Origin of the sequence: Poseidonocella sedimentorum, from assembly GCF_900116005.1 — a bacterium.
Classification (GTDB): domain Bacteria; phylum Pseudomonadota; class Alphaproteobacteria; order Rhodobacterales; family Rhodobacteraceae; genus Poseidonocella; species Poseidonocella sedimentorum.
Genome location: NZ_FOYI01000013.1, coordinates 62900 through 86735, shown reverse-complemented (window position 1 = coordinate 86735; position 23836 = coordinate 62900). Strand labels below are relative to the sequence as shown.

At 62.6% G+C, this 23836-nt stretch carries 19 protein-coding genes; 14 read left to right on the top strand and 5 right to left on the bottom strand.

What is annotated here, in order from left to right:
- The 3 genes from sucD to BM353_RS14755 all read right to left on the bottom strand — a co-directional run.
- The coding region (sucD, locus tag BM353_RS14765) for a succinate--CoA ligase subunit alpha (protein WP_092077473.1) at nt 1-881 on the bottom strand (881 nt) is incomplete at its 3' end.
- Between the two features lie 179 nt (nt 882-1060).
- Entirely contained in the window at nt 1061-2254 is a 1194-nt protein-coding gene (sucC, locus tag BM353_RS14760) for an ADP-forming succinate--CoA ligase subunit beta (RefSeq protein WP_092077475.1), read from the bottom strand.
- Between the two features lie 57 nt (nt 2255-2311).
- Nucleotides 2312-2851, bottom strand: coding sequence for a hydrolase (locus BM353_RS14755; RefSeq protein WP_092082212.1), 540 nt, complete (start codon nt 2849-2851; stop codon nt 2312-2314).
- A 461-nt stretch (nt 2852-3312) separates the two neighbouring features.
- Here BM353_RS14755 and BM353_RS14750 point away from each other — a divergent pair, with 461 nt between their 5' ends.
- The 9 genes from BM353_RS14750 to BM353_RS14710 all read left to right on the top strand — a co-directional run bounded on the left by BM353_RS14750 (nt 3313) and on the right by BM353_RS14710 (nt 14020).
- Entirely contained in the window at nt 3313-4029 is a 717-nt protein-coding gene (locus tag BM353_RS14750) for a GntR family transcriptional regulator (RefSeq protein ID WP_092082210.1), read from the top strand.
- Nucleotides 4030-4069: 40 nt separating this feature from the next.
- Nucleotides 4070-5842 carry an oxalyl-CoA decarboxylase gene (oxc, locus tag BM353_RS14745; RefSeq protein ID WP_092082208.1) on the top strand — a complete coding sequence of 591 codons (1773 nt, stop codon included), beginning with the start codon at nt 4070-4072 and terminating at the stop codon, nt 5840-5842.
- A gap of 17 nt (nt 5843-5859) precedes the next feature.
- Complete coding sequence (gene frc / locus BM353_RS14740; RefSeq protein WP_092082206.1) at nt 5860-7134, top strand: formyl-CoA transferase; 1275 nt, start codon at nt 5860-5862, stop codon at nt 7132-7134.
- A 56-nt stretch (nt 7135-7190) separates the two neighbouring features.
- Complete coding sequence (locus BM353_RS14735; protein WP_245759672.1) at nt 7191-8108, top strand: methionyl-tRNA formyltransferase; 918 nt, start codon at nt 7191-7193, stop codon at nt 8106-8108.
- A gap of 26 nt (nt 8109-8134) precedes the next feature.
- Nucleotides 8135-9802 (top strand): formate--tetrahydrofolate ligase, encoded by a 1668-nt coding sequence (locus tag BM353_RS14730; protein ID WP_092082202.1) that lies wholly within the window; start codon nt 8135-8137, stop codon nt 9800-9802.
- Between the two features lie 3 nt (nt 9803-9805).
- Nucleotides 9806-10672 (top strand): universal stress protein, encoded by an 867-nt coding sequence (locus BM353_RS14725; RefSeq protein WP_092082199.1) that lies wholly within the window; start codon nt 9806-9808, stop codon nt 10670-10672.
- Between the two features lie 173 nt (nt 10673-10845).
- Entirely contained in the window at nt 10846-11808 is a 963-nt protein-coding gene (locus BM353_RS14720; protein ID WP_245759671.1) for a Bug family tripartite tricarboxylate transporter substrate binding protein, read from the top strand.
- A 141-nt stretch (nt 11809-11949) separates the two neighbouring features.
- Nucleotides 11950-12477 carry a tripartite tricarboxylate transporter TctB family protein gene (locus BM353_RS14715; RefSeq protein ID WP_092082195.1) on the top strand — a complete coding sequence of 176 codons (528 nt, stop codon included), beginning with the start codon at nt 11950-11952 and terminating at the stop codon, nt 12475-12477.
- Between the two features lie 13 nt (nt 12478-12490).
- Nucleotides 12491-14020 carry a tripartite tricarboxylate transporter permease gene (locus BM353_RS14710; protein WP_092082193.1) on the top strand — a complete coding sequence of 510 codons (1530 nt, stop codon included), beginning with the start codon at nt 12491-12493 and terminating at the stop codon, nt 14018-14020.
- A gap of 13 nt (nt 14021-14033) precedes the next feature.
- Here BM353_RS14710 and BM353_RS14705 read toward each other — a convergent pair whose 3' ends face one another.
- Nucleotides 14034-15440, bottom strand: coding sequence for a helix-turn-helix domain-containing protein (locus BM353_RS14705; protein ID WP_092082191.1), 1407 nt, complete (start codon nt 15438-15440; stop codon nt 14034-14036).
- A gap of 136 nt (nt 15441-15576) precedes the next feature.
- On the opposite strand from BM353_RS14705, the gene BM353_RS14700 reads away from it, so the two are divergent.
- From BM353_RS14700 to lipA, 5 genes are all read left to right on the top strand, one after another.
- On the top strand, nt 15577-16629 hold the full coding sequence (locus BM353_RS14700) for a ketopantoate reductase family protein (RefSeq protein ID WP_092082189.1): 1053 nt from the start codon (nt 15577-15579) through the stop codon (nt 16627-16629).
- A gap of 90 nt (nt 16630-16719) precedes the next feature.
- A complete protein-coding gene (gene glyA, locus BM353_RS14695; protein ID WP_092082187.1) occupies nt 16720-18024 on the top strand; it encodes a serine hydroxymethyltransferase in 1305 nt (434 codons plus the stop codon).
- Between the two features lie 31 nt (nt 18025-18055).
- Complete coding sequence (locus BM353_RS14690; RefSeq protein WP_092082185.1) at nt 18056-19246, top strand: aminotransferase class V-fold PLP-dependent enzyme; 1191 nt, start codon at nt 18056-18058, stop codon at nt 19244-19246.
- A gap of 236 nt (nt 19247-19482) precedes the next feature.
- Nucleotides 19483-20436: a hydrogen peroxide-inducible genes activator gene (locus BM353_RS14685; protein ID WP_092082183.1), complete on the top strand. Its 954-nt coding sequence runs from the start codon at nt 19483-19485 to the stop codon at nt 20434-20436.
- A gap of 87 nt (nt 20437-20523) precedes the next feature.
- Nucleotides 20524-21474, top strand: a complete 951-nt coding sequence (lipA, locus tag BM353_RS14680; RefSeq protein WP_092082181.1) for a lipoyl synthase — start codon at nt 20524-20526, stop codon at nt 21472-21474.
- A 293-nt stretch (nt 21475-21767) separates the two neighbouring features.
- On the opposite strand, the gene BM353_RS14675 is transcribed toward lipA, so the two are convergent.
- Nucleotides 21768-23588 carry a KAP family NTPase gene (locus tag BM353_RS14675; protein WP_218155488.1) on the bottom strand — a complete coding sequence of 607 codons (1821 nt, stop codon included), beginning with the start codon at nt 23586-23588 and terminating at the stop codon, nt 21768-21770.
- Nucleotides 23589-23836 lie beyond the last annotated feature (248 nt).

Here is a 23836-nt window from a genome sequence, read left to right as displayed (position 1 = left end):
TACCCGATGGCCTTGAGGACGGCTTCGCCGAGGCCAGCGGGGCTTTCGGCGACGACGATTCCGGCGGCTTGCATGGCTTCGATCTTGTCTTCAGCGCCGCCCTTGCCGCCGGCGACGATGGCGCCGGCGTGGCCCATGCGGCGGCCCGGAGGGGCGGTGCGGCCGGCGATGAAGCCGGCGGTCGGCTTCCAGCGGCCGCGCTTTTTCTCGTCGGCGAGGAACTGGGCGGCTTCTTCTTCCGCCGAGCCGCCGATCTCGCCGATCATGATGATCGAGGTGGTTTCGTCATCGGCGAGGAACCATTCCAGCGTGTCGATGTGTTCGGTGCCCTTGATCGGATCGCCGCCGATGCCGACGCAGGTGCTCTGGCCGAGGCCGACGTCCGTCGTCTGCTTGACCGCCTCGTAGGTCAGCGTGCCGGAGCGCGAGACGACGCCGACCGAGCCGCGCTTGTGGATGTGGCCGGGCATGATGCCGATCTTGCAGGCGTCCGGCGTGATGACACCGGGGCAGTTGGGGCCGATGAGGATCGACTTCGACGTCTCCAGCGCGCGCTTGACGCGCATCATGTCGAGCACCGGGATGCCTTCGGTGATCGCCACGATCACCTCCATCTCGGCGTCGATCGCCTCGAGGATCGAGTCGGCGGCGAAGGGGGGCGGGACGTAGATCACCGTGGCGTTGGCCTCGGTCACGTGCTTGGCCTCGTGGACCGAGTTGAAGACCGGCAGGCCGAGATGCTCCTGCCCGCCTTTGCCGGGGGTCACGCCGCCGACCATCTTGGTGCCATAGGCGATGGCCTGTTCGGAGTGGAATGTGCCTTGGCTGCCGGTCAGACCCTGGCAGATGACTTTGGTGTTTTCGTCGATGAGGACGGCCATGTGATTGGCTCCTGATATCTGTGTGGCGTCTTACGCGCGCCCGGAGTTGAAGTTCTGCCCGGCGGGGACCGCCGGGCTGCGCCGACCCGCCCCCCCGGGGCGGCGCATCTGCGCCTTCCCGCGGGTCGGCGCAGCCCTCTGCGCCCGGTGGCGATGTGTCGGCATCGAATGCATTCCGATCAGCCTTTCACGGCTTTGACAATCTTCTCCGCGCCGTCCTTGAGGTCGTCGGCGGCGATGACGTCGAGGCCGGAGGTGTTGATGATCTCCTTGCCCTTCTCGACGTTGGTGCCTTCGAGACGCACCACCAGCGGGACCTGCAGGCCGACCTCCTTGACCGCCGCCACGACGCCCTCGGCAATCACATCGCAGCGCATGATTCCGCCGAAGATGTTCACGAGGATGCCTTTGACGTTGGGGTCCGACGTGATGATCTTGAACGCCTCGGTGACCTTCTCCTTGGTCGCGCCGCCGCCCACGTCGAGGAAGTTCGCCGGCTCCGCGCCGTAGAGCTTGATGATGTCCATCGTCGCCATCGCTAGCCCTGCGCCGTTGACCATGCAGCCGATCTCGCCGTCGAGCGCGATGTAGTTCAGGTCATACTGCGAGGCCGCCAGCTCCTTGGGATCCTCCTCGGAGGTGTCGCGCAGCTCGGCGATGTCGGAGTGGCGGTACACGGCGTTGCCGTCAAAGCCCATCTTGGCATCGAGACACTTCAGATCGCCCGCGTCATCGACGATCAGCGGGTTGATCTCCAGCATCTCCATGTCCTTCTCGAGGAACATCTTGTAGAGCGTGCCCATCAGCGCCACGCATTGCTTCACCTGCTTGCCCTCGAGGCCCAGCATGAAGGCGATGCGGCGGCCGTGGAACGGCTGGTAGCCCGTCGCCGGATCGACCGAGAAGCTCAGGATCTTCTCCGGGGTCTCGGCGGCCACTTCCTCGATGTCCATGCCGCCCTCGGTCGAGCAGACGAAGGACACGCGGCTGGTCTGGCGATCGACCAGCAGCGCGAGGTACATCTCGGTGGAAATCCCCGCGCCGTCCTCGATATAGATCCGACCCACCTGCTTGCCCGCGGGGCCGGTCTGGTGGGTCACGAGCGTGCGCCCGAGCATCTTCTTGGCCTCGGAAGCGGCTTCCTCGACCGATTTGGTGATCCGAACGCCACCCTTCTCGCCCGCGTCGGCCTCCTTGAACGTGCCCTTGCCGCGCCCGCCGGCATGAATCTGCGCCTTCACGACCCAGATCGGACCATCCAGCTCACCCGCCGCCGTCTTCGCCTCTTCCGCCCGCAATACCGCACGCCCATCCGATACAGGCGCCCCATACGCCCGCAACAATCCCTTCGCCTGATACTCGTGTATGTTCATAGTCCTGACGCTCCTCCCGCGTGCTGCCCGTTTCGGGCCATGTAATGACTGAGGCTGCTACTTGATGAGCGGCAGCATGTTCTTGAAGGCCGGTGTGCCGGCGCGGCCCAGCCATTCGAATATCACCATTTCGGTGGTCACGATCCCCGCGCCCGCGGCGCTCAGCCGGGCGATGCAGGCCTCTTCGCTTTCCAACGTGCGGGAGGCGGTGGCGTCCGAAACCACGAAGACCTCGAACCCGGACTCGATCAGGCTGGCCGCGGTCTGGACCACGCAGATATGCGCCTCCATGCCCGCGAGCACGGCCTGTTTGCGGCCCAATGCGCGGAAGTGGTCGGCGAAGGTTTCATCTTCCATGCAGGAAAAGTGCATCTTTGGCAGGACGGTCGCCGGTGCGACGCCGACAAGCTCGGGCACAGTGGTGCCGAGCCCGTCAGGATATTGTTCGGTCATGATCACCGGCACGCCCACCTCGGCGGCGCCGGCGAGAAGTTTGCGGGTGTTGCGAATCGTTCTGGCCGGGGCTTGCATGGCGGGAACGAGGCGTTCCTGCATGTCGATCACGATCAGCGCGGAATCATTTGCGCGAATAAGCATGTGCCTCCCTTCGCACGCCCGTCGAACGGCGGCGCGCCGATGTTCTGGGATACCACATACCACTCCGTTATTTTTCTATCAAGCCGCGATCTGGCGGAAATGGAACAGGAAGTGATTGTCTCATATGTTTTCGTTATCGGGCCTCGGTCAAACTGGCCCCCTCAATAATGAGATAGCACGCGCAGCATGATGTGCGCGGATCACTGTGCTTCGAGGATAACTAGGTAAATACTAATAAAATAACGAAAAATGTTCGATTCAACCCGGGGGAGTAGGAGTGTCTTCGCTGCAATTGCGAAATGACCGGGGTAAATGCGAGATTGAATTGAATACTATAGAAGTGCGAATTCAGGCCCGGCGATTTTTCCTGAAATCCTGTTGCTAGGTGGAAAGTCCTGGTCTATGGTATACCACATGAAACGCATGTTCTTGATCGCTGGGCTGAAGAGGGGTGAGGCCGCATGAAGCTTCGTCCGATCCCGTCCAGCTTCACGCTCAAGGACCATGTCTACGACATGCTGCGCGACGCGATCACGGAGATGGATATCTACGCCGAGGATGCGGATCTGCGAATCGATGAGCGCTCGCTGGCCGAGCAGCTCGGCATATCCCGCACACCGCTGCGGGAGGCGATTGCCCGGCTGGAACGGGATGGTCTTCTGACCGTCGTGCCGCGCAAGGGGGTCTATGTTCAGCGCAAGAGCCTGGACGAAATTCTCGAGATGATCGTCGCCTGGGCCGCGCTTGAGAGCATGGCCGCGCGGCTGGCGACGGCGCGGGCGAGCGATGCGGAGATCTCAAATCTGCGCAAGATCGCCGGGAAGTACAGCGAGGACGGCGCGGGGACGCGGATATCGGAATACTCGGAGGACAATATCCGGTTCCACCAGCGCATCCTGGAGATTTCGAAATGCGCTTTGCTGAAGGAGATGGCCGATGGGCTCTTTCTTCACATGCACGCCGTGCGCCTTCGGGCAATGGGCGAGGGCGATCGGGTGCGCCGGTCCGTGGTTGATCATGAGGAGATCATCGACGCGCTGGAGCGGCGGGATCCGGAGGATGCGGCCAATCGCGTGAGGGAGCACACGATGAAGTTGCATGAGCATGTGCGCCGCACCTGGACACGGCTCGAGCTGGAACGGCGCGCCAGCGAACGCTCGCGCCAGGCGGACGGTTAAGTCAAGAGATTGCCGGGGACGGCAGTAAAGGGAGGAATACATGGCAGTTGCAGCGGCACAGGACGCGGCTGATGTGGGCGAGGTCGCCCCGGAAACGCTTACCGACGGGTTTCATCTTCTGATCGATGCGCTGAAGCTCAACGGCGTCGAGACGATTTACAATGTGCCCGGGATCCCGATCACGGACCTGGGGCGCTATGCGCAGGCACAGGGGTTGCGCGTGCTCTCCTTCCGGCATGAACAACACGCGGGCTATGCCGCTGCGGCGGCCGGGTTCCTGACCAAGAAGCCGGGGATCTGCATGACAGTGTCCGCGCCGGGCTTCCTCAATGGTCTGACCGCCCTGGCCCATGCCACGACGAACTGCTGGCCGATGATCCTGATTTCCGGCTCTTCCGAACGCGAGGTCGTCGATCTTCAGCGCGGCGACTATGAAGAGATGGACCAGCTGGCCATCGCGCGTCCGCACTGCAAGGCCGCCTACCGCATTCTGCACGCCGAAGACATCGGCCTCGGGGTTGCCCGCGCCATCCGCGCGGCGCTGACCGGGCGGCCGGGCGGCGTCTATCTCGACATTCCCGGCGCGCTGCTCGGGCAGGTCATGGACGCGGTCGAGGGGCAAAAATCGCTCATCGAGGTGGTCGATCCGAACCCGGCGAGCGTTCCGGCGCCGGAGGCCATCGACCGTGCGATCGACGTGCTCTCGAAGGCCAAGAAGCCGCTCTTCATCATCGGCAAGGGCGCGGCCTATGCGCAAGCCGACGACAAGGTGCGTGAGCTGGTCGAGACGCTGGGCTTCCCCTACCTGCCGATGTCGATGGCCAAGGGCCTTCTGCCCGACACCCATCCGCAATGCGCCTCCGCGGCACGCTCGCTGGTGCTCAAGGAAAGCGACTGTGTCTTCCTGATCGGTGCCCGCCTCAACTGGCTCCTGAGCCACGGTGAAGGCCCGGCCTGGGGCGAGAAGGGCTCCAAGTCCTTCGTCCAGATCGACATTGAACCCACCGAGATGGACAGCAACCAGAAGATCTCCGCACCGCTCATCGGCGATGTGGGCAGCGTGGCAACCGCGCTGCTGGAGAAGATCGGCGGCAGCTGGCAGAAGCCGGATGAAAGCTGGACCGGCGCAGTGCGCGCCAAGGTCGAGGGCAACGTTGCCAAAATGGCGTCGCGCCTGAAGAACAACAACAGCCCGATGGACTATCAAGGCTCGCTCGGGGTCGTGAAGGAACTTCTGGCCGAGAACCCGGACGTGGTTCTGGTCAACGAAGGCGCCAACGCGCTTGACCAGTGCCGTTCGATCGTCGATCTCCACAAGCCCCGCAAACGTCTTGACGTGGGCACCTGGGGCATCATGGGGATCGGCATGGGCTCGGCGGTCGCCGCGGCTGTCGAGACCGGCAATCAGGTCCTCGCGGTGGAGGGCGACAGCGCCTTCGGGTTCTGCGGCATGGAGATCGAAACGGTCTGCCGCTACAACCTGCCGGTTTGCACCGTGATCATGAACAACAACGGCATCTATCGCGGCGATGGCGAGAACTGGGGCGGCGGGGACGATCCCTCGACCACGGTCTTCGTCAAGGACTCGCGCTATGACAAGATGATCGAGGCCTTTGGCGGCGTCGGCGTGACCGTCGACAACCCCGATGCGCTGCGTCAGGCGATCAAGGACGCCTTCGCCAGCCGCAAGCCGACGCTCATCAACGCTGTGATCGCCGAGGGCGCGGGCAAGGAGAGCGGCAATATCGGCAATCTCAACCCGTCTTCTGTGGTGGCGCAGCAGCGCTACCCGCAGGCGCAAAAGATCAAGTGAAGTCAGGAGATTAAAGAATGAAAGCTCTTGAAGGTGTCAAGATCCTGGACTTTACCCATGTCCAGTCCGGCCCGACCTGCACCCAGCTGCTGGCATGGTTCGGCGCGGATGTGATCAAGGTCGAGCGCCCCGGTGTCGGGGACGCGACGCGCAAGCAGCTGGTCGATGTGCCCGGCGCGGACAGCCTCTATTTCACGATGCTGAACCACAACAAGCGCTCCATCGAGCTCAACTCGAAGAACGAGACGGGCAAGGAGGTCCTGACCCGGCTGATCGAGACCTGCGACGTGATGGTCGAGAACTTCGCGCCCGGCGCGCTGGATCGTATGGGCTTCACCTGGGAGCGTATCCAGGAGATCAATCCCAAGATGATCCTCGCCTCGGTCAAGGGCTTCGGCCCGGGCAAGTACGAGGATTGCAAGGTCTATGAAAACGTGGCGCAATGCGCGGGTGGCGCGGCCTCTACGACCGGCTTCCTCGATGGCCCGCCGGTGGTGACCGGGGCGCAGATCGGCGACAGCGGCACGGGGCTGCACCTCGCGCTCGGCATCGTCACCGCGCTCTATCAGACGGCGCGCACGGGCAAGGGCCAGAAGGTGCTCGCGCCGATGCAGGACGGGGTGATCAACCTCTGCCGCGTGAAGCTTCGCGACCAGCAGCGCCTCGAAGCCGGGCCGCTCAAGGAATACAGCCAGTTCGGCGAGGGCATCCCCTTTGGCGAAGCCACGCCGCGCGCGGGCAACGACAGCGGCGGCGGCCAGCCCGGGCGGATCCTCAAGTGCAAGGGGTGGGAGACCGATCCAAACGCCTACACCTATTTCATCACTCAAGCCGCCGTCTGGGAGCAGATCTGCGACGTGATCGGCACGCCGGAGTGGAAGACCAAGGAGGGCTATGCCACGCCGCCGGAGCGCCTCGACAAGCTCAACGAGATCTTCGGCCGGATCGAGGAATGGACCAAGACCAAGACCAAGTTCGAGGTGATGGACATCTGCAACCCGCTCAACATCCCCGTCGGGCCGATCCTCTCCACCAAGGAGATCATCGAGGATGACGGGCTGCGCCAGACCGGAACGATCGTCGATATCGATCACCCCGAGCGCGGCCGCTACACCAGCGTGGGCTGCCCGATCAAGCTGAGCGACAGCCCGGTTGAAGTGACGCGCTCACCGCTTCTGGGGGAACACACCATCGAGATCCTGGAACAGGTGCTGGGCTTCGATGGCGAGGATTTGCAGCGGATCGTGGACTCCGGCGCTGTCGGGGCGCCGAAGAAGGTCGCCGCAGAATAGGGACTAATCTGGCCGCGTCGGGGAGGAGACCGGCGCGCGCCACTGGGAGGATAACAATGCGATTGATCGTGATGGGGCAGCAGGCATTCGGCAAGGATGTGCTCGCAAAGCTCCTCGATACAGGCACCGACGACGTGGTCGCGGTGTATTGCGAACCGGACAAGGACGGCAAACCCGTCGATCCGATCAAGGAGTTCGCGCTTGAAAAGGGGCTGCCCGTCGAGCAGCCCGCGAATTTCGACGACGCGGCCACGCTGGAGACGCTCAAGGGCTACAACGCCGATCTGATGGTCATGGCCTTCGTCAATGTCTTCGTGCCGGAAGCGGCGCGCGACACGCCGACCCACGGGTCGATCTGCTTTCACCCCTCGCTCCTGCCGCTGCATCGCGGGCCCTCGGCGGTCAACTGGCCGATCATCATGGGCAGCGAGAAATCCGGCTATTCGTGGTTCTACCCGTCCGACGGGCTGGACGAGGGCGACAGCCTGATCCAGTGGGAATGCCCGATCGGGCCGGATGACACGGTGATCGACCTCTACTTCAAGAAGATCTACCCCCACGCGGTGGACAGCGTGCTGACCGTCGTCGACCATTTCCGGGGCGGCAACCCGCCGCGGATCGTGGCCAACGAAGACGAGGCCACCTACGAGCGCCGCTGCACCACCCGCCATTCGCGCATCGAATGGGGCCGTCCGGTCAACCAGGTCTATGACCTGATCCGAGGCACCAACCCCGCGCCGGGCGCCTGGACGACGTTCAACGGCGAGAAGCTGGGCGTCTTTGACTGCCGGCCGGTGCCGGGCGACGGCATCTCGGGCCGGATCCGCGCGATCTCCGACGAGGGGGTCGAGGTCCAATGCGTCGGCGGGCGCATCCGTCTGCACCGCGTTCGCCCCGAGGGCGGCGGCAAGGTCCCGGCCAGCGAATGGGCGGCCTCTGTCGGGCTCAAACCCGGCGATGAACTTGGCAACTGAAAAACCACGAAGACTGGAAGCATCACATGTCTGATATCGAAATCGCCCGCGCCGCCACGAAAAAGCCGATCCAGGAGATCGGCGACAAGCTGGGCATCCCGAGTGAACATCTCCTCCCCTTTGGCCACGACAAGGCCAAGATTTCCGAGGATTTCATCAAATCCCTGTCGGATCGCAAGGACGGCAAGCTGGTCCTCGTGACGGCGATCAACCCGACCCCGGCGGGCGAGGGCAAGACCACCACGACCGTCGGCCTCGGCGACGGGCTCAACGCGATCGGCAAGAAAGCGGCGGTCTGTATCCGCGAGGCTTCGCTCGGGCCGAACTTCGGGATGAAGGGCGGCGCAGCCGGGGGCGGCTACGCGCAGGTTGTGCCCATGGAGGACATGAACCTCCACTTCACCGGCGACTTCCATGCCATCACCAGCGCGCACAGCCTTCTGGCAGCCATGCTCGACAACCACATCTACTGGGGCAACGAGCAGCAGATCGACATCCGCCGCGTAGCGCTGCGCCGTGTCATCGACATGAACGACCGCGCCCTGCGCCAGATCGTCTGCAACCTTGGCGGCGTGGCCAACGGCTTCCCGCGTGAGGCCGGCTTTGACATCACCGTGGCCTCCGAGGTCATGGCGATCCTCTGCCTCGCGACCGATCTCAAGGACCTCGAACAGCGCCTCGGCGACATCATCGTCGGCTATCGCCGCGACCGCAGCCCGGTCTTCTGCCGCGACATCAAGGCCGATGGCGCCATGACCGTCCTGCTGCAGCAGGCGATGCAGCCCAACCTCGTGCAGACGCTGGAAAACAATCCGGCCTTTGTGCATGGCGGCCCGTTCGCCAACATCGCCCACGGGTGCAACTCGGTCATCGCGACCACGACGGCGCTCAAGCTGGCCGACTACGTCGTGACCGAAGCCGGTTTCGGCGCGGACCTCGGGGCGGAGAAGTTCTTCGACATCAAGTGCCGCAAGGCGGGCCTCAAGCCTGACGCGGTGGTGCTGGTCGCGACGATCCGCGCAATGAAAATGAACGGCGGCGTCGCCAAGGCCGATCTCGGTGCGGAGAACGTGCAGGCGGTCAAGGACGGCTGCGCCAACCTCGGCCGGCATATCGAGAACCTCAAGAAGTTCGGTGTGCCGCTCGTGGTCGGGATCAACTACTTCATCACCGACACCGATGCGGAAGTCCAGGCGATCAAGGACTACTGTGAAGGGCTCGGCGTCGAGGCGATCCTCAACAAGCACTGGTCCGATGGTGGCAAGGGCATCGAGCAAACCGCGCGCCGGATTGTCGAGCTCTGCGAAGGCGGCACTGCCGACTTCAAACCGCTTTACCCCGACGACATGCCGCTCCTTGAGAAGATCGAGACCATCGCCAAGGAGATCTATCGCGCCGACAACGTCATCGTCGACAACAAGATCAAGACGCAACTCAAGGACTGGGAAGAGCAGGGCTATGGCAATCTGCCGGTCTGCATGGCCAAGACCCAGTATTCTTTTACCACCGACGGCAACTGGCGCGGCGCGCCGACGGGCTTCGATATCCCGGTGCGGGAAGTGCGGATCTCCGCAGGCGCCGGGTTCATCGTGGTGGTGTGCGGCGAGATCATGACCATGCCGGGCCTGCCCAAGGTTCCCTCGGCGGAAAACATCCGCATCAATGAGGCCGGCCAGATCGACGGTCTGTTCTGAACCATGGCCGGGAGCAAGCTTCATAGCATCATGTTGCCGGTTCGGGGCGATGGCAGGGGCGATAACGTCCTTGCCCACGCCGCCGTGCTTGCGAAGAAATTCGGGGCCCATGTGAACGTGGTGCACTGCCATCCCAAAGCGGATGACATGATGCCCTTCGGCGTTGTGGTCCCGGCCATCCTGCGCAAGCAGATCGAAACCGCGATGGCGGCGAATACCGGCGTCACCGAGGATCAGATGCGCGAGGAATTGCGCACCTTGGCGGATGGCCTCGGGCTGACGGTCTCGGATCTGCCGCAGCCCGGCGTTCCGACCGCCGGGTTCATCAGCTACGAGGGCAAGCAGGTCGATGCGGTCAGCCATTTCGGCCGGCTTGCGGATCTCATCTGCGTGCCCAAACCATGCCCGGAGCAGAACCTTGGCCAGAACACGCTGAAGGCCGCGCTGTTTTCCTCGGGCCGGCCGGTGCTCTTGTGCCCCGACCAGGACACGCCCCCCGCCGATTTCGGCCGCCATGTGGCCGTGGGCTGGAACGGATCGCTGGAGGCCTCGCGCGCGGTGCGCTTCTCGGCGCCGATCTTCGACGCGGCCGAGGCGATCACCATCATCGTGTCGGGCGAGATTCCCCACGCGGCCACGGGCGAAGAGCTCCAGACCTACTTTGCGCATCGCGGCAAGACCGCGACGGTAAAGAAGATTGACGTGAACGGAAGTGTCGGCGAAGCCTTGCTCGACACATGCGACACTATCGGCGCAGACATGCTCGTCATGGGCGCCTATCATGAAAGCTACGAGCGTGAGACCGTTTTTGGAGGAAACTCTCACGCCGTGGTGCAGCAGACGACGATCCCCGTCGTCATGGCGCATTGAAGAAAGGCATACGACACACGACCAGATTTGCCCGGGTTTACACGATCGAAATTTCTCGGGCGATAGCTAACAGGCGGACAAAGATCCGTTGTCGCAGAGCCAGGCTACTGGCCGACAAAAGCAAACAGGTCACCAATAGGGAGGAAGACCGAATGTCAATTTTGAAGACTATGATGACGAGTGCCGCTGTGCTCGCAGTGACGGCCCCAGCCGCATTTGCCGAGTGGCAGCCACGCAAGCCCGTCGAGTTCATCATCATGGCCGGCACGGGTGGCGGCGCGGACCAGATCGCGCGTCTGCTGCAAGGGCTCATCGAGAAGAAGGACCTCAGCCCGCGCCCGTTCATTCCGATCAACAAGCCCGGTGGGTCCGGTGCCGAGGCCCTGCGCTACCTGCAGGACAAGGCCGGCGACAATCACGTCGTGATGATGACGCTCAACAGCTTCTACACCACGCCCATCATTCAGGAAGACCTCGGTGTCGACGTGACGGAATTCACGCCGATCGGCCTCATGGCCATGGATACCTTCCTGCTCTGGGTCAACTCCGACCGCGACGACATCAACGATCTCGACAGCTATGTCGAAGCGGTGAAGTCGGCCGGGCTGGACTGGAAAGTGGGCGGCACGGGCTCGGGTCAGGAAGACTCGGTTCTCACCGCGATGATGGAAGCGGCGTTCGAATATGACGTCACCTACATCCCCTTCCCGGGCGGTGGCACCGTGGCCAAGAACCTTGTCGGCAACCAGATCGACTCGACCGTCAACAACCCGGCCGAGCAGATGGAATTCTGGCGTGCGGGCAACTCCAAGCCGCTGGTGCAGTTCACGGCCGAGCGCATGCCTGCGTTCCCCGATGTGCCGACGGCCAAGGAGCTCGGTGTGGATATCGAGTACTACATGCAGCGCTCCGTGAACGGTCCCCCGAACATGGATCCCGAAGCGGTCGAATTCTACACCAACCTCTTCCAGGAGCTGTTCGACAGCGAGGAGTGGCAGGGGTTCTGTGAATCCGACGGCCTGACCTGCGATACGATGATGAAGGGCGAGGAACTCGCCCAATTCCACGCGACACAGAAGGTAGCCCACGAAAAGCTGATCGCTCAGGTCGGCGCGGCTTCCATCACCGGAGAGTAATCTCCTAGCCGGGGTCCGCCCAAGCGCGGGCTCCGGACGATCTCGAAATTGCAAGCTTTTTGGCCAGCCGCGTCTCGCGGCGGGAACAGGAGCCCTTACCCTGCGTACCGGGGGGAGCCGGGCCGCGAATGGAGAAGAGAAATGACTGTCCGAACGGCAGAACTCATAATGGCGATCGCGATGCTTCTGCTATCGCTCGGCCTCATGTTGAACGTCTACAGCGATGGGCTGCGGATCGGGTGGGTCGATGGGCGCGGCCCGGGTGCGGGGATGTGGCCGTTCTGGCTATCGCTCGGCATGGCGCTTGCGTCGCTGGCGACGCTCATCCGCTGGTTCACCGGCGCCACTCCGGAATCGCGCAACCTTGATCCTTATATCGCCCCGGAGACGCTGTTTCTCGTCGGGGTGTCGGCGGCATCGATCCTGGTGTTGCTGATCCTGATGAACTTGATCGGCACGTATCTCTCGCTGGTCCTGTTCATGTTTTTCTACGTACGCATCCTTGGCAAGCACACCTGGTTCACGACCATCGCGATGATGATCGGTACGCCGGTGTTCGTCTACCTGCTCTTCGAAGTGGCGCTGACGAAGTACCTCCCCAAGGGTCTGCCGTTCTTCGAGGAGATATTCCTCGTGATCGACAACCTGCGCTACGAATACTTCTACTGAAGGGGCCGGAGCCATGGAAACCATATTTGTATCACTGGGGGCTGGCCTGCTACAGGCCTTCGAGCCGCTCAACCTGTTCATGATCTTCGCCGGCTGTCTGGCGGGGCTCTTCGTGGGCTGTATGCCCGGACTGGGGTCGGTCAACGGCGTGGCAATCCTTTTGCCCGTGACCTTCCTCGTGCCACCGACCACGGCGATCATCTTCCTTGCCGCGCTCTACTACGGGGCAATGTACGGGGGGGCGATCAGCTCGATCACCCTAGGGATCCCGGGGGCCTCGACGGCCGTGGCAACCGTCTTCGACGGCAGGCCGATGGCCCAGCAGGGCAAGGCCGACAAGGCGCTCATGGCCGCGGCCATCGCCTCCTTCATCGGCGGCACGGTCTCGATCATCCTCTTTACCCTCTTCGCGCCGCCGCTTGCCGCCTTCGCGCTCAAGTTCGGACCGCAAGAAGAATTCGCCCTCATGCTGCTCGCCTTTGCGACCTTCATCGGGCTGGGTGGGGATGACATTCCCAAGACGATCTTCTCGATCCTCCTGGGTCTCGTGCTCGCCGCCGTCGGTTTCGACATCATCTCGGGCAGACCGCGCCTCATCTTCTTCGACATGGTCGAATTCCAGCGCGGCATCGGCTTCCTCGTGCTCGCCATCGGTGTTTACGGGATCGGTGAGATGCTCTGGACGCTGGAGACGACGAAGGGGACGGTCAAGATGCACCGGGTCAACCTCGGTTGGGCGCGGATGAAGGAAAACTTCGGCGAGGTGAAGCAATACATCAACTCCACCTGGCTCGGCTCCGTCCTCGGCTTCTTCGTGGGCACCTTGCCCGCGGCCGGGGCGACCCCCGCGGCGCTGATGTCCTACGGGCTGTCCAAGACCTTCTCGAAGGATCCCGACAGCTTCGGCAAGGGCAACATCTCGGGCGTCGCGGCCCCTGAAGCGGCCAACAACGCTGCCTCCACCGGCTCGATGCTGCCGATGATCACGCTCGGCATTCCCGGCTCGCCCACCACGGCGATCCTGCTTGGGGGCATGATCATCTGGGGCCTGCGCCCGGGGCCGCTGCTCTTCACCGAAAGCCCGGATTTCGTCTGGGGTCTGATCGGGTCGATGTACGTGGCGAACCTGGTGACGGTGCTTCTCAACCTCGCGCTCATCCCGGTCTTCATCCGCGTCCTCGCGATGCCGTTCACCATGCTGACGCCGATCATCTTCGTGCTCTGCGTGCTGGGCGTCTTCGCCACCACCGACCGGATGTTCGACACCTGGCTCATGCTGATCATCGGTCTGTTGGCCTACATGCTGCGCAAGCTCAACTACCCGGTCGCGCCGGCGGTGCTTGCCATCGTGCTCGGCCCGCTTGCGGAACGGTCGCTGCGCCAGTCGTTGATCTCGAGCCGGGGCGACGTGATGACCTTCATCGAACGGCCGATCTCTCTGGTCTGTATCCTCTTCGCGGTCGCGTTGATCAGCTACCCGCTGATCTCCAAGTTCATGAAGAAAAAGCGAGCCGGCGAGACATCCGTCGACCCGGCGGCCTAGCGGGGCCTGCTCCTCAGCTCTCGTGGCGCGTGCTGCCCCGGCGGTACGCGTCAATCGGAAGATCGATGTAGAGCGGCTGGTGGGCCCTTTGAGAACAGGCCTTTCGCGGGCACAAATGACAGGCGATCCCGATCTCTGCGTAGAGGTCGGGATCGTCCGTTTTGAAGCGGGAGGCATAGCGCAGGCGCGGCGCATATTCCGCCGCGCAGCCCAGCGTCAGGGTGAGCCGCCGATCCTGAGTCTTCTCGCTGAAAACCGGGCGGTGCACCGTCCGGCTGAAGGTGAAGAAGCGCTGGCCATCCGGTAGTTCGACGAATTGCGGCATGACGACACCGGGCGTGTGGAAGGCCGAGTGGATATTCCAAACCGGGCAGGAGCCGCCGTATTCGGCGAGATTGAACGAGGTCGCGTTGAAGCGCTTGGTGACGTTGCCCGCCCGGTCGAGCCGCATGAAGAAGAAGGGCACGCCCAGTGCCCCCTCCCGCTGCATCGTGGTGAGCCGCTGGCAGACCTGTTCGTAGGAGGTGCCGAAGGCGGCGGCGATCCGGTCTATGTCATAGGCGGCGGTCTCCGCTTCCTCCAGGAAGGGCGCATAGGGCATCATGATCGCGGCGGCGAAGTAGTTGGCAAGCTCCACCCGAAGCCGGGGCAGGGCCTGCTCAGACTGGATTCCGCTGCTTTCGACCAGCCCATCGATGATCTCCTCGCAATGCACGAGGCCAAGGACATGGGCGAGCTGGAAGGCGCGGTTCTCGGTGTTGAGCGCCTGCGAGAGATAGACCGTCGCGGCCTTCTCGTCATAGATCCTGAGCGAGGCATCCATGTCGTCGATCCGCCGGACCTTGACCCCGATACCGTGATTCTGCTGCAGGATGTCGCGCAGGCTGGAGAAGATCATCTCGACGGGCATCTCATGCCGCGCGCGCAACTCTTCGGCGGCCAGTTCAAGCTCCGAGAAATGGTTGGAATGCTTGCGGAAGTAATCGTGAATGATGCCCTCGGGGGCGGATTTGAGCAGCTCGTCGGCCTGCACCTCGCCGCGATAGCGCATCATGATGTCGAGCGCGGCGCGGTGCACCTTGTGCAAGGTGAGGAATAGATCGACCAGCCGCGGCGCATAGTCGATCGCCCCGCGCAGTTCGGCAAGGGCGGGGCGCTCCCCGGCAAAGATCGGATCATTGAAAGCATGGCGCAGGTCGGCGAGAACGCGGGCGGAATCGTCCTGCGTCAAATCGCGCCAATCCACGCCGTAAGTATCTGAAATAGAAAGTAACATCTGCACAGACAGGCTGCGCTGATTGTTTTCAAGCAGGTTGATATAGGCCGGGCTCACGCTGAGCGAGCGGGCCATTTCGGCCTGTGTCTGGTTGCGGCTGCGCCGCAGCTCGCGCAGGCGCGGGCCGATCAGTGTCTTGCTCATGTGTTTACAAAGTTACAAATCTGCTGGCTTGTTGTTATCACAATACACACATTTACCCGAATTGACTAGGGTTTCTTATTCCGATCTGTATAAGCTGTTAGCAACAATATTACCCACACGTGGAGGAGCAACGTTCATGTCCCGCAAAATTCTCATCCTCGGCGCGTCCTATGGATCCCTTCTGGGCACCAAGCTTCTGATGGCGGGTCACGACGTCACGCTCGTCTGCCGCAAGGCCACCGCGGACCTCATCAATGCGGAAGGCACCGAGGTGCGGATCAAGCTTCGGGACGAAGACGAACACCGCGCGTTCCATTCGGCCGAACTGCCCGGCACGCTCGATGCGCTGACCCCGTCCGAGGCCGATCCCGCCGCCTATGATCTGGTGGCGCTGGCGATGTCCGAGCCGCAATACGGCACCGATGAAATCCGCCGCCTGATGAAGCGGGTGGCCGCGGCCAAGGTGCCGTGCCTGTCGATCATGAACATGCCGCCGCTGCCCTATCTCAAGCGTATCGAGGGGCTGGATGCCAAGGCCCTCGCGCCGAGCTTCAACAGCCCCGAGGTCTGGGACGGGTTCGAGCCCGGCCTTGTCACCCTGTGCAGCCCGGATCCGCAGGCCTTCCGCCCGCCGGAGACCGCCGGCAATGTGCTGCACGTGGGCCTGCCCACCAACTTCAAATCCGCGCCCTTCGAGGACCCGGCCCATACCGCCATGCTCAAGGAGCTGGAGGAGGGGATCGAGGCGATCCGCGTGGATGGCAAGGATGTGCCGGTGAAGCTGCGCGTCTACGACTCGCTCTTCGTGCCGTTTGCCAAATGGAGCATGCTCCTGACCGGCAACTATCGCTGCGTTCTGCCCGGCGGGGCCCAGCCCATCCGCGAGGCCGTGCACAACGACATCATCGCCTCGGAGCAGATCTACAAGCAGATCAATCAGATCGTCGTCCGGCTCGGCGCGGACGAAGCGGACCAGGTGCCGTTTATCAAATACGCCAAGGCGGCGCAGGGGCTCCTCAAGCCCTCCTCCGCCGCACGCGCGATCGAGGGCGGTACGTCCGAGGTCGAACGCGTGGACATGCTCGTCAAATTGATCGCCGACCAGTTCGGCATCGCGATCCCTGCGGTCGAGCAGGTGGTCACCACAGTCAACGCCCGTCTGGAGCAGAACCGCCGCGCCGCGGCCTGACATCCGGTCGGCGCGCAAAGCGCCAGACATGGCCAACCTCGGGCGCGGCCTGCGCGTCGCGCCCCAGCACCCAAAAGGGACGTTTTCGACATGGAAGATTTCGCCGCACCCGGCGTCGACGCAAGTCGCCGGTTTTTCTCCGCACGTCTGACCGACACCGACCCCGCCCTCTCGGGCGCCATCGACCGGGAGTTCACCCGCCAGCAGGATGAGATCGAGTTGATCGCCTCCGAAAACATCGTCTCGCAGGCGGTGCTCGACGCGGCCGGGAGCGTGCTCACCAACAAATACGCCGAAGGCTACCCCGGACGCCGCTACTACGGGGGCTGCCAGTTCGTCGATGAGGTCGAGACCCTCGCGATCGACAGAGCCTGCGCGCTCTTTGGCTGCGCCTACGCCAACGTGCAGCCCAACTCGGGCAGCCAGGCCAACCAGGGGGTCTTCCTCGCGCTGGCCAAGCCGGGCGATACGATCCTCGGGCTCAGCCTGGACGCGGGCGGCCACCTGACCCACGGCGCGCGGCCCAACCTTTCGGGCAAGTGGTTCACCGCCGTGAGCTATGGCGTCGATCCCGACACGCATCAGATCGACTACGAACAGGTCGAGCGCCTCGCCATCGACCACCGCCCGCGCATCATCATCGCCGGCGGCTCGGCCTATCCCCGCCAGATCGATTTCGCCCGTTTCCGCGCAATCGCGGACAAGGTCGAGGCCGTGCTCATGGTCGACATGGCCCATTTTGCGGGGCTCGTGGCCGCCGGGCTGCACCCGTCGCCCTTTCCCCATGCGCATGTGGCCACCACCACGACGCACAAGACCCTGCGCGGCCCGCGGGGCGGGATGATCCTGGCCAATGACGAGGCCATCGCCAAAAAGATCAACTCGGCGATCTTCCCCGGCCTTCAGGGCGGCCCGCTCATGCACGTCATCGCAGGCAAGGCCGCGGCGTTCGGCGAGGCGCTCCAGCCGGCGTTTCAGGACTACGCGGCGCGCGTAATCGACAATGCCCAGACGCTCGCCCGCACACTCGAAGGCGGCGGGTTCGCCATCGTCTCGGGCGGGACCGATACGCACCTGATGCTCGTCGATCTGCGCCCCAAGGGCCTCACCGGCGATCAGGCGGAAAAGGCGCTCGGCCGCGCGCATATCACCTGCAACAAGAACGGCGTGCCGAATGATCCCGAAAAGCCGACCGTGACCTCCGGCGTCCGCCTCGGCACCCCCGCCGGCACGACGCGTGGCTTCGGTACGGGCGAGTTCGAGAAGATCGGTCAGATGATCACGCTGGTCCTGACCGGGCTGGCGGAGAGTGGACCAAACGGAAATGCGGCCCTTGAGGCAGAAGTGCGCGCTGAAGCGATTGCACTTTGCCGAGAATTCCCGATCTATACCTGACACGCGGACGCAAGGATTTCGGGAGGAACAGATGTCTGGATTCAAGGGGCTGGCCGTGCCCGGCCCGACAAACATGCCGTTCGAAGTGCGGCGGGCAATGGACGTGGCGCTGGAGGATCACCGCGCCCCGGATTTCCCGGAGTTCACGCTCCCGCTGCTGGCTGATCTCAAGACGGTATTCCGCACCGAGACCGGCCATGTCTTCGTCTTTCCCGGTTCGGGCACAGGCGGCTGGGAGTCGGCCATCGCCAACACATTGCGCCCCGGTGACCGGGTTCTTGCCTCGATCTTCGGCCAGTTCTCGCATCTCTGGGTCGATATGTGCCGCCGCTTCGGGCTCAAGGTCGATGCGATCGACTGCGACTGGGGCACCGGCGTGCCGCTCGATCTCTATGAGGCGCATCTCGCGGCGGACCGGGGGCACGAGATCAAGGCCGTTCTGGTGACCCACAATGAAACCGCGACCGGCGTGACCAGCGATGTGCGCGCTGTGCGTGAGATCCTCGACCAGCTTGGCCACCCCGCGCTGCTCTTTGTAGACGGGGTGAGCTCCATCGGGTCCATCGAGTTCAGACAGGAGGAGTGGGGCGTCGATGTGGCCGTGGCAGGCTCGCAAAAGGGGTTCATGCTGCCCACCGGGCTCGCGATTGTCGGGGTGAGCGCCAAGGCGCTGGCCAGCCGGCCGGCCAACGGGCTCCCGACCTGCTTCTTCGACTATCAGGACATGCTCAAGTTCAACGCCGACGGCTATTTCCCCTATACTCCCGCCGCCACGCTGTTGCGCGGTTTGCGCGCCTCGCTCGATATGCTGCTCGATGAGGGGCTCGACGCGGTTCATGCCCGCCACTTCCGGCTGGCCGAGGCCGTGCGCCGCGCGGTCGGGGCCTGGGGGCTGCGGCTCTGTGCGCAGGATCCGCGCTGGTACTCGGACACGGTGAGCGCCATCGTCGTGCCTGAGGGTGTCGATGCGAATGACATCATCAAATCCGCCTACGAGAAGTTCGACCTCTCGCTCGGCGGCGGGCTTTCGAAGGTGGCGGGGAAGGTCTTCCGCATCGGACATCTGGGCTATCTCAATGAAATCATGGTATTACAGGCGCTCGGTGGCGCGGAGCTTGCGATGCGCGATGTGGGTCTGAGCTTCGAGCCGGGGTCTGGCGTTGGCGCCGCGATCAGCTACCTGTCAGAGCCGGGCGCGGATGCCGCGCTCGCCGCGCAGTAGCCTCGCGCCGATAAAAGGGGCCGCCGTCGCGTGGATGACGGCCCCCCGCTTCCCCGGGCGCGAGTAGCGATTGCCCGGGGTCGCACCGCGCCGCGTGGCGGCTCTCGGCTTGGCGACAAGTGTTCACGAGAAACGGCGTCCGGGCTACACAGACCTTTGATCATGAGGATGGGGCCTCGCCGCCGCCGCCAATAATCCTACCTTGTGATTTCGCCGTGAATCCATAGGTTCTTCTTATGGCAATCACGCTCCGACAGCTCTCCTATTTCCGCGCCCTCGCCGAGCAGGGCAGCTTTGTGCGCGCCGCCGAGGCGGTTCACGTCTCCCAGCCCGCGCTCTCGGTGCAGATCCGCGATCTGGAAACCGCGCTTGGCGGGCCCTTGGTGGAGCGCGGCGGGCGCAAGGTCGTGCTGACCACATTCGGACGCGAGGCGCTGGCTCAGGCCGAGCGCGTTTTGGCGGAGGTGAACAAGCTGGAGCAATCTGCGCGTTGGCGCGGCGGGTTGTCTGGCAAGCTCTCCATCGGGCTCATCCCCACCGTCGCCCCCTATATCCTGCCCGGCGCGCTTGAAGCCCTGCGGTCCCGCGATATTTCGCTGGATGTTCAGGTGCTCGAAGCCAAGACCGAACGGCTCGTCGCCGATCTGCGCAGGGGGGCGCTCGATGCTGCGGTGATCGCCGTGCCGGCGGAGGTGGACGGGCTGGTCGAAGAGCCGCTCTTCGAGGACCGTTTCCTACTCGCCGGCAGCCAGAGCCGACTTGCGCCCTACCGTGGAGATCCGCTGCCGTTGCGCCCCGCCCAGATCGGCACGAACGCGCTTTTGCTGCTCGAAGACGGCCACTGCCTCACCGATCAGGCGCTTGACGTCTGCCAGCTTGACCGCAACACCAGTCAAATCAGCATGGGCGCCAGCTCGCTCGCGACGCTCTGCCGCCTCGTGGAGGCCGGATTTGGCCTCACCCTGCTGCCCGAGCTCGCGCTTGCCAGCGAAGCGCCCCAGCTCACTCGCCTCGAAACCCGCCGGTTTACCGCGCCAGAGCCCGCCCGCACCATCGGGCTGGTCCGCCGCGCCGGGGCGATCGATGACGGCTGGTTCACCGCTCTGGCAGAGATCCTGCGCCGGGTGGGGGGCGATATCGTCATGCGGACACGGCAGCCGATTGAGGCCAAGCCGGAAGCTGGCGCATAGGAGACTTGCGCCGCGCGAAGCCCTCCCGACTGGCGCGGTGCGCGGCAATCGGTTAGGGAAGGGGCAAGACTGTCGTGAGGACCGACCATGCGCGATCTCAAAATCCCGTCGCAGCGCCACCCGGAAAAGGCGCACCGCCCGGATAACGCCCAGCCCAAGAAGCCGGAGTGGATCCGCGTCAAGGCGCCCTCCGGCAAGGGCTATGCCGAGACCCGCAAGATCATGCGCGAGCATCGCCTCGTCACCGTCTGCGAAGAGGCCGGCTGTCCAAACGCGGGCGAGTGTTGGGGGCAGGGCCACGCGACCATGATGATCATGGGCGATATCTGCACCCGCGGCTGCACTTTTTGCAACATTGCCACCGGGCGGCCCGATGAGCTGGACGTGTTCGAGCCTGGCCGCGTCGCCGATGCTGTCCAGAAACTCAAGCTGAATCATGTGGTTATCACATCCGTCGACCGCGATGATCTCAAGGATGGCGGGGCCGAGCATTTCGCTCAGACGATCCGCGCGGTGCGGCATCGCAATCCGGGTACGACCATCGAAATCCTGACGCCCGACTTCATCAGATGCGGGCCCGAGGCGCTGGAAATCGTGGTCGCGGCGAAGCCCGACGTGTTCAACCACAACCTCGAAACCGTCCCCGGCCTCTACCCCGAAGTGCGCCCCGGCGCGCGCTACTTCCACTCGCTGCGCCTGCTGCAACGGGTCAAGGAATTGGACCCGGGCGTCTTCACCAAATCGGGCATCATGGTCGGCCTCGGCGAGGACCGCCAATCGGTGATCCAGGTGATGGAGGACATGCGCGCGGCGGATGTCGATTTTCTCACTATTGGCCAGTACTTACAGCCCACACCCAAGCACCACGGCGTCGACCGGTTCGTCCACCCGGACGAATTCTCGGCCTATGAAAAGGCGGCCTACAACAAGGGCTTCCTGATGGTCTCGGCCACGCCGCTCACGCGCTCGTCCTACCACGCCGGCGAAGACTTCGCCCGGCTCCGCGCGGCCCGCGACGCCAAGCTCGGACGCGCCTGAACCCGGGCACACTCGGGGCCCGACACGGGGCCAAACCCCAAGGCCCAACCCTGCGGCGCTCCGCCCCCGGAGCCCCCCGATCCGAGCACCGCACGGCGGTTAAAACGATGTACATCGTTTTAAGACCTCGTTCATCCGAACGTACAAAATGTACACCGGTTTTCGGGGCGGTTGTACATTTTGTACAAGGGGGATTTGTCGCTGAAAAAGTCTAGTACGGGTGGACTGCCGACCTTCGGCGCGATTGCGAAGGTGCCCTCATTCACGATCGAAGCGGACATCCAAGTTCCAGTCTATTCTCCGGCGCCTTCGCCCTCTGGAAATTTCCAATTGAACCCCAAGAACCAGACCATCCGCGCTTTTTCAAGCTGTCCCGCTTTTTCGGCAAGTGCTTCCAGTCTGGTCTTGACCATCTTTGCCCAGACTACCTCCTCCTGTAAATTGTCTGGGCGGTGCCGATCGGCCAAAGCTTTCATCTGCGCGCCGATGGCTGCGAATTCACCCGATGTCACGTAGCCAAAGACTACTTCGGCGAATTCGATGGCATCTATCTCATGAAGAATTGCCGTTTGATAGTAACCTGAGCCATCGTTGTCCCATGAAAACTCGTGCCCAAATGCGTCCAGATCGTCGCGCAAAAGTTTCAGCAATCGCTTTGCTTCGTGGACTCTTGATTTCTTGAAAGATTCAAATTGCGCATTTCTCATAGTTTCAATTATTGGCTTTGTTAGATCGTTTGGCTCGAACGCGAACCCCCCGAAAGAGAATGTGCCCATTCTATCGCTCCAACCGTAGTTTCTCCCATACCCAGCACGAGGAATCTTTTCAGATTTCGCGAGATTTTCTATTCGAAGTTTGATCTCCTTTGCGATCTGGGAGCTATCTCCGGCCCCATGTTCGGCAATCGTTATTAGGTCATGCGCTATGTGCAAATATGGGCCTGGCATGATCTCATCGCTTTCAAAGATGTAAGATTCCGCTTCTTGAAAAGTGCTTTCAAGTTCGGCTTGAGACAACTTCCACCATTTGACAAAGCGCGCCCATAAAGGGATTTCTTTGCTCCCATCAAATTGCCCAGTGGAACGGAGGGCAGCGTTTATCTTGTCGGGCTCTTCGTGACCGACGCCGATAAGAGAAAAACCAAGGTCTAGCGGGAGAATGCTTGCAGCATCTCCCGCATATATCTCGGCCTCGGGATGTCGTAGGAAACAAGTGTATAATGGATGCGCACTTTCGCCCTCTTTTGGCTTCACAACGTTCCGGTGATCGCTTCGATCACGCAGTTGCTGCGATTCAATTTCGCCGGTTGCAACCGCCATCGACAGAGCAAGATAGGTCCGCACAAACCGGATTATGGCATCCGTTGAGGCACGTATGTCTTCATCCAGAACATCGATCACCCGCCCGCAATCGTGAAGGCACTGTCGCAGAACTCTCAAGTTGCTGTGCGTCGCAGAAGAAAATACTTCAAGAACCAATTCTTCGTTGGAGTTGAACCACTGTTTTCCATGCCCGTCAGGCATCGCTGATATGAACTCTGGAAGGGCGCTGCGCGCATCAGCCACGATTTTGACGGTGCGACCGACAACCTTTTCTTTGCGTGATAGAAAATCGCCGCGTTTTTTCGGATTTTCGTCTGGATCATCGCGCTCGATGAACGCACAAAGCACCACGTTCTTGGCCTGATGTTCAACAAACTCGTTGATCAAGCCCAGTAGTTCGCCCGGCGACATTTCGCAACGTTCGACATCATCGAAGATCAACAGATCGGGCAGGTTGTTAAGCAGCCTTTCTTCGACCGCGTCTTGGACAAGACTTCCTACATTCCCTACCTTCGCAAGCTTGCCAACGACGTCGGCGAAATTTTTAGCCGCATCCATAAGCTTTGCTTCTGAAGTGTTAGCAAGAAGCGCACGTCGAAACGACTTTCGATCCGAAACACCATTCAACGTTACATAGCGAGCTTTGTCCGTTGAAAGGACATCCCTGAGTTCGCGCTTCACTAGGTAGGTCTTCCCCGTTCCCCACGGTGCCTCGACCATAAAGCCATAGCGGGGTTTCTCGATCCTGACATACTCATGGAGTGCGCAGACTGCTGCTACATTTTGATCCAAATTTTTTTCCCCGTTGCGATGGCATACGTTATGAATAATCAACGCGCGCCACTACACCAAATGAAAATTCGTATGGCGGGAATGTAGCCAACGACTGCTTTGGAAAAGCCGCGCCGCAGCGTGGTAGCCGTCGGTGAATTGTAGCTCAGGACCGTTCTGAACCGTTCTTTTCAACTCAATAGTTAGCGACGAATACAAACATTTTCACCCGGCGCGGAATAAAGGCCGTAGGCCGCCGCGCCAGCGCA

Coding starts and splice junctions, on each gene's coding strand:
- BM353_RS14725 (WP_092082199.1), top strand. CDS start 9,806: ATGGCCGGGAGCAAGCTTCATAGCATCATGTTGCCGGTTCGGGGCGAT.
- BM353_RS14720 (WP_245759671.1), top strand. CDS start 10,846: ATGACGAGTGCCGCTGTGCTCGCAGTGACGGCCCCAGCCGCATTTGCC.
- oxc (WP_092082208.1), top strand. CDS start 4,070: ATGGCAGTTGCAGCGGCACAGGACGCGGCTGATGTGGGCGAGGTCGCC.
- BM353_RS14685 (WP_092082183.1), top strand. CDS start 19,483: ATGGCAATCACGCTCCGACAGCTCTCCTATTTCCGCGCCCTCGCCGAG.
- BM353_RS14705 (WP_092082191.1), bottom strand. CDS start 15,440: ATGAGCAAGACACTGATCGGCCCGCGCCTGCGCGAGCTGCGGCGCAGC.
- BM353_RS14730 (WP_092082202.1), top strand. CDS start 8,135: ATGTCTGATATCGAAATCGCCCGCGCCGCCACGAAAAAGCCGATCCAG.
- lipA (WP_092082181.1), top strand. CDS start 20,524: ATGCGCGATCTCAAAATCCCGTCGCAGCGCCACCCGGAAAAGGCGCAC.
- BM353_RS14710 (WP_092082193.1), top strand. CDS start 12,491: ATGGAAACCATATTTGTATCACTGGGGGCTGGCCTGCTACAGGCCTTC.
- frc (WP_092082206.1), top strand. CDS start 5,860: ATGAAAGCTCTTGAAGGTGTCAAGATCCTGGACTTTACCCATGTCCAG.
- BM353_RS14715 (WP_092082195.1), top strand. CDS start 11,950: ATGACTGTCCGAACGGCAGAACTCATAATGGCGATCGCGATGCTTCTG.
- sucC (WP_092077475.1), bottom strand. CDS start 2,254: ATGAACATACACGAGTATCAGGCGAAGGGATTGTTGCGGGCGTATGGG.
- glyA (WP_092082187.1), top strand. CDS start 16,720: ATGGAAGATTTCGCCGCACCCGGCGTCGACGCAAGTCGCCGGTTTTTC.
- BM353_RS14690 (WP_092082185.1), top strand. CDS start 18,056: ATGTCTGGATTCAAGGGGCTGGCCGTGCCCGGCCCGACAAACATGCCG.
- BM353_RS14700 (WP_092082189.1), top strand. CDS start 15,577: ATGTCCCGCAAAATTCTCATCCTCGGCGCGTCCTATGGATCCCTTCTG.
- BM353_RS14750 (WP_092082210.1), top strand. CDS start 3,313: ATGAAGCTTCGTCCGATCCCGTCCAGCTTCACGCTCAAGGACCATGTC.
- BM353_RS14735 (WP_245759672.1), top strand. CDS start 7,191: ATGCGATTGATCGTGATGGGGCAGCAGGCATTCGGCAAGGATGTGCTC.
- BM353_RS14755 (WP_092082212.1), bottom strand. CDS start 2,851: ATGCTTATTCGCGCAAATGATTCCGCGCTGATCGTGATCGACATGCAG.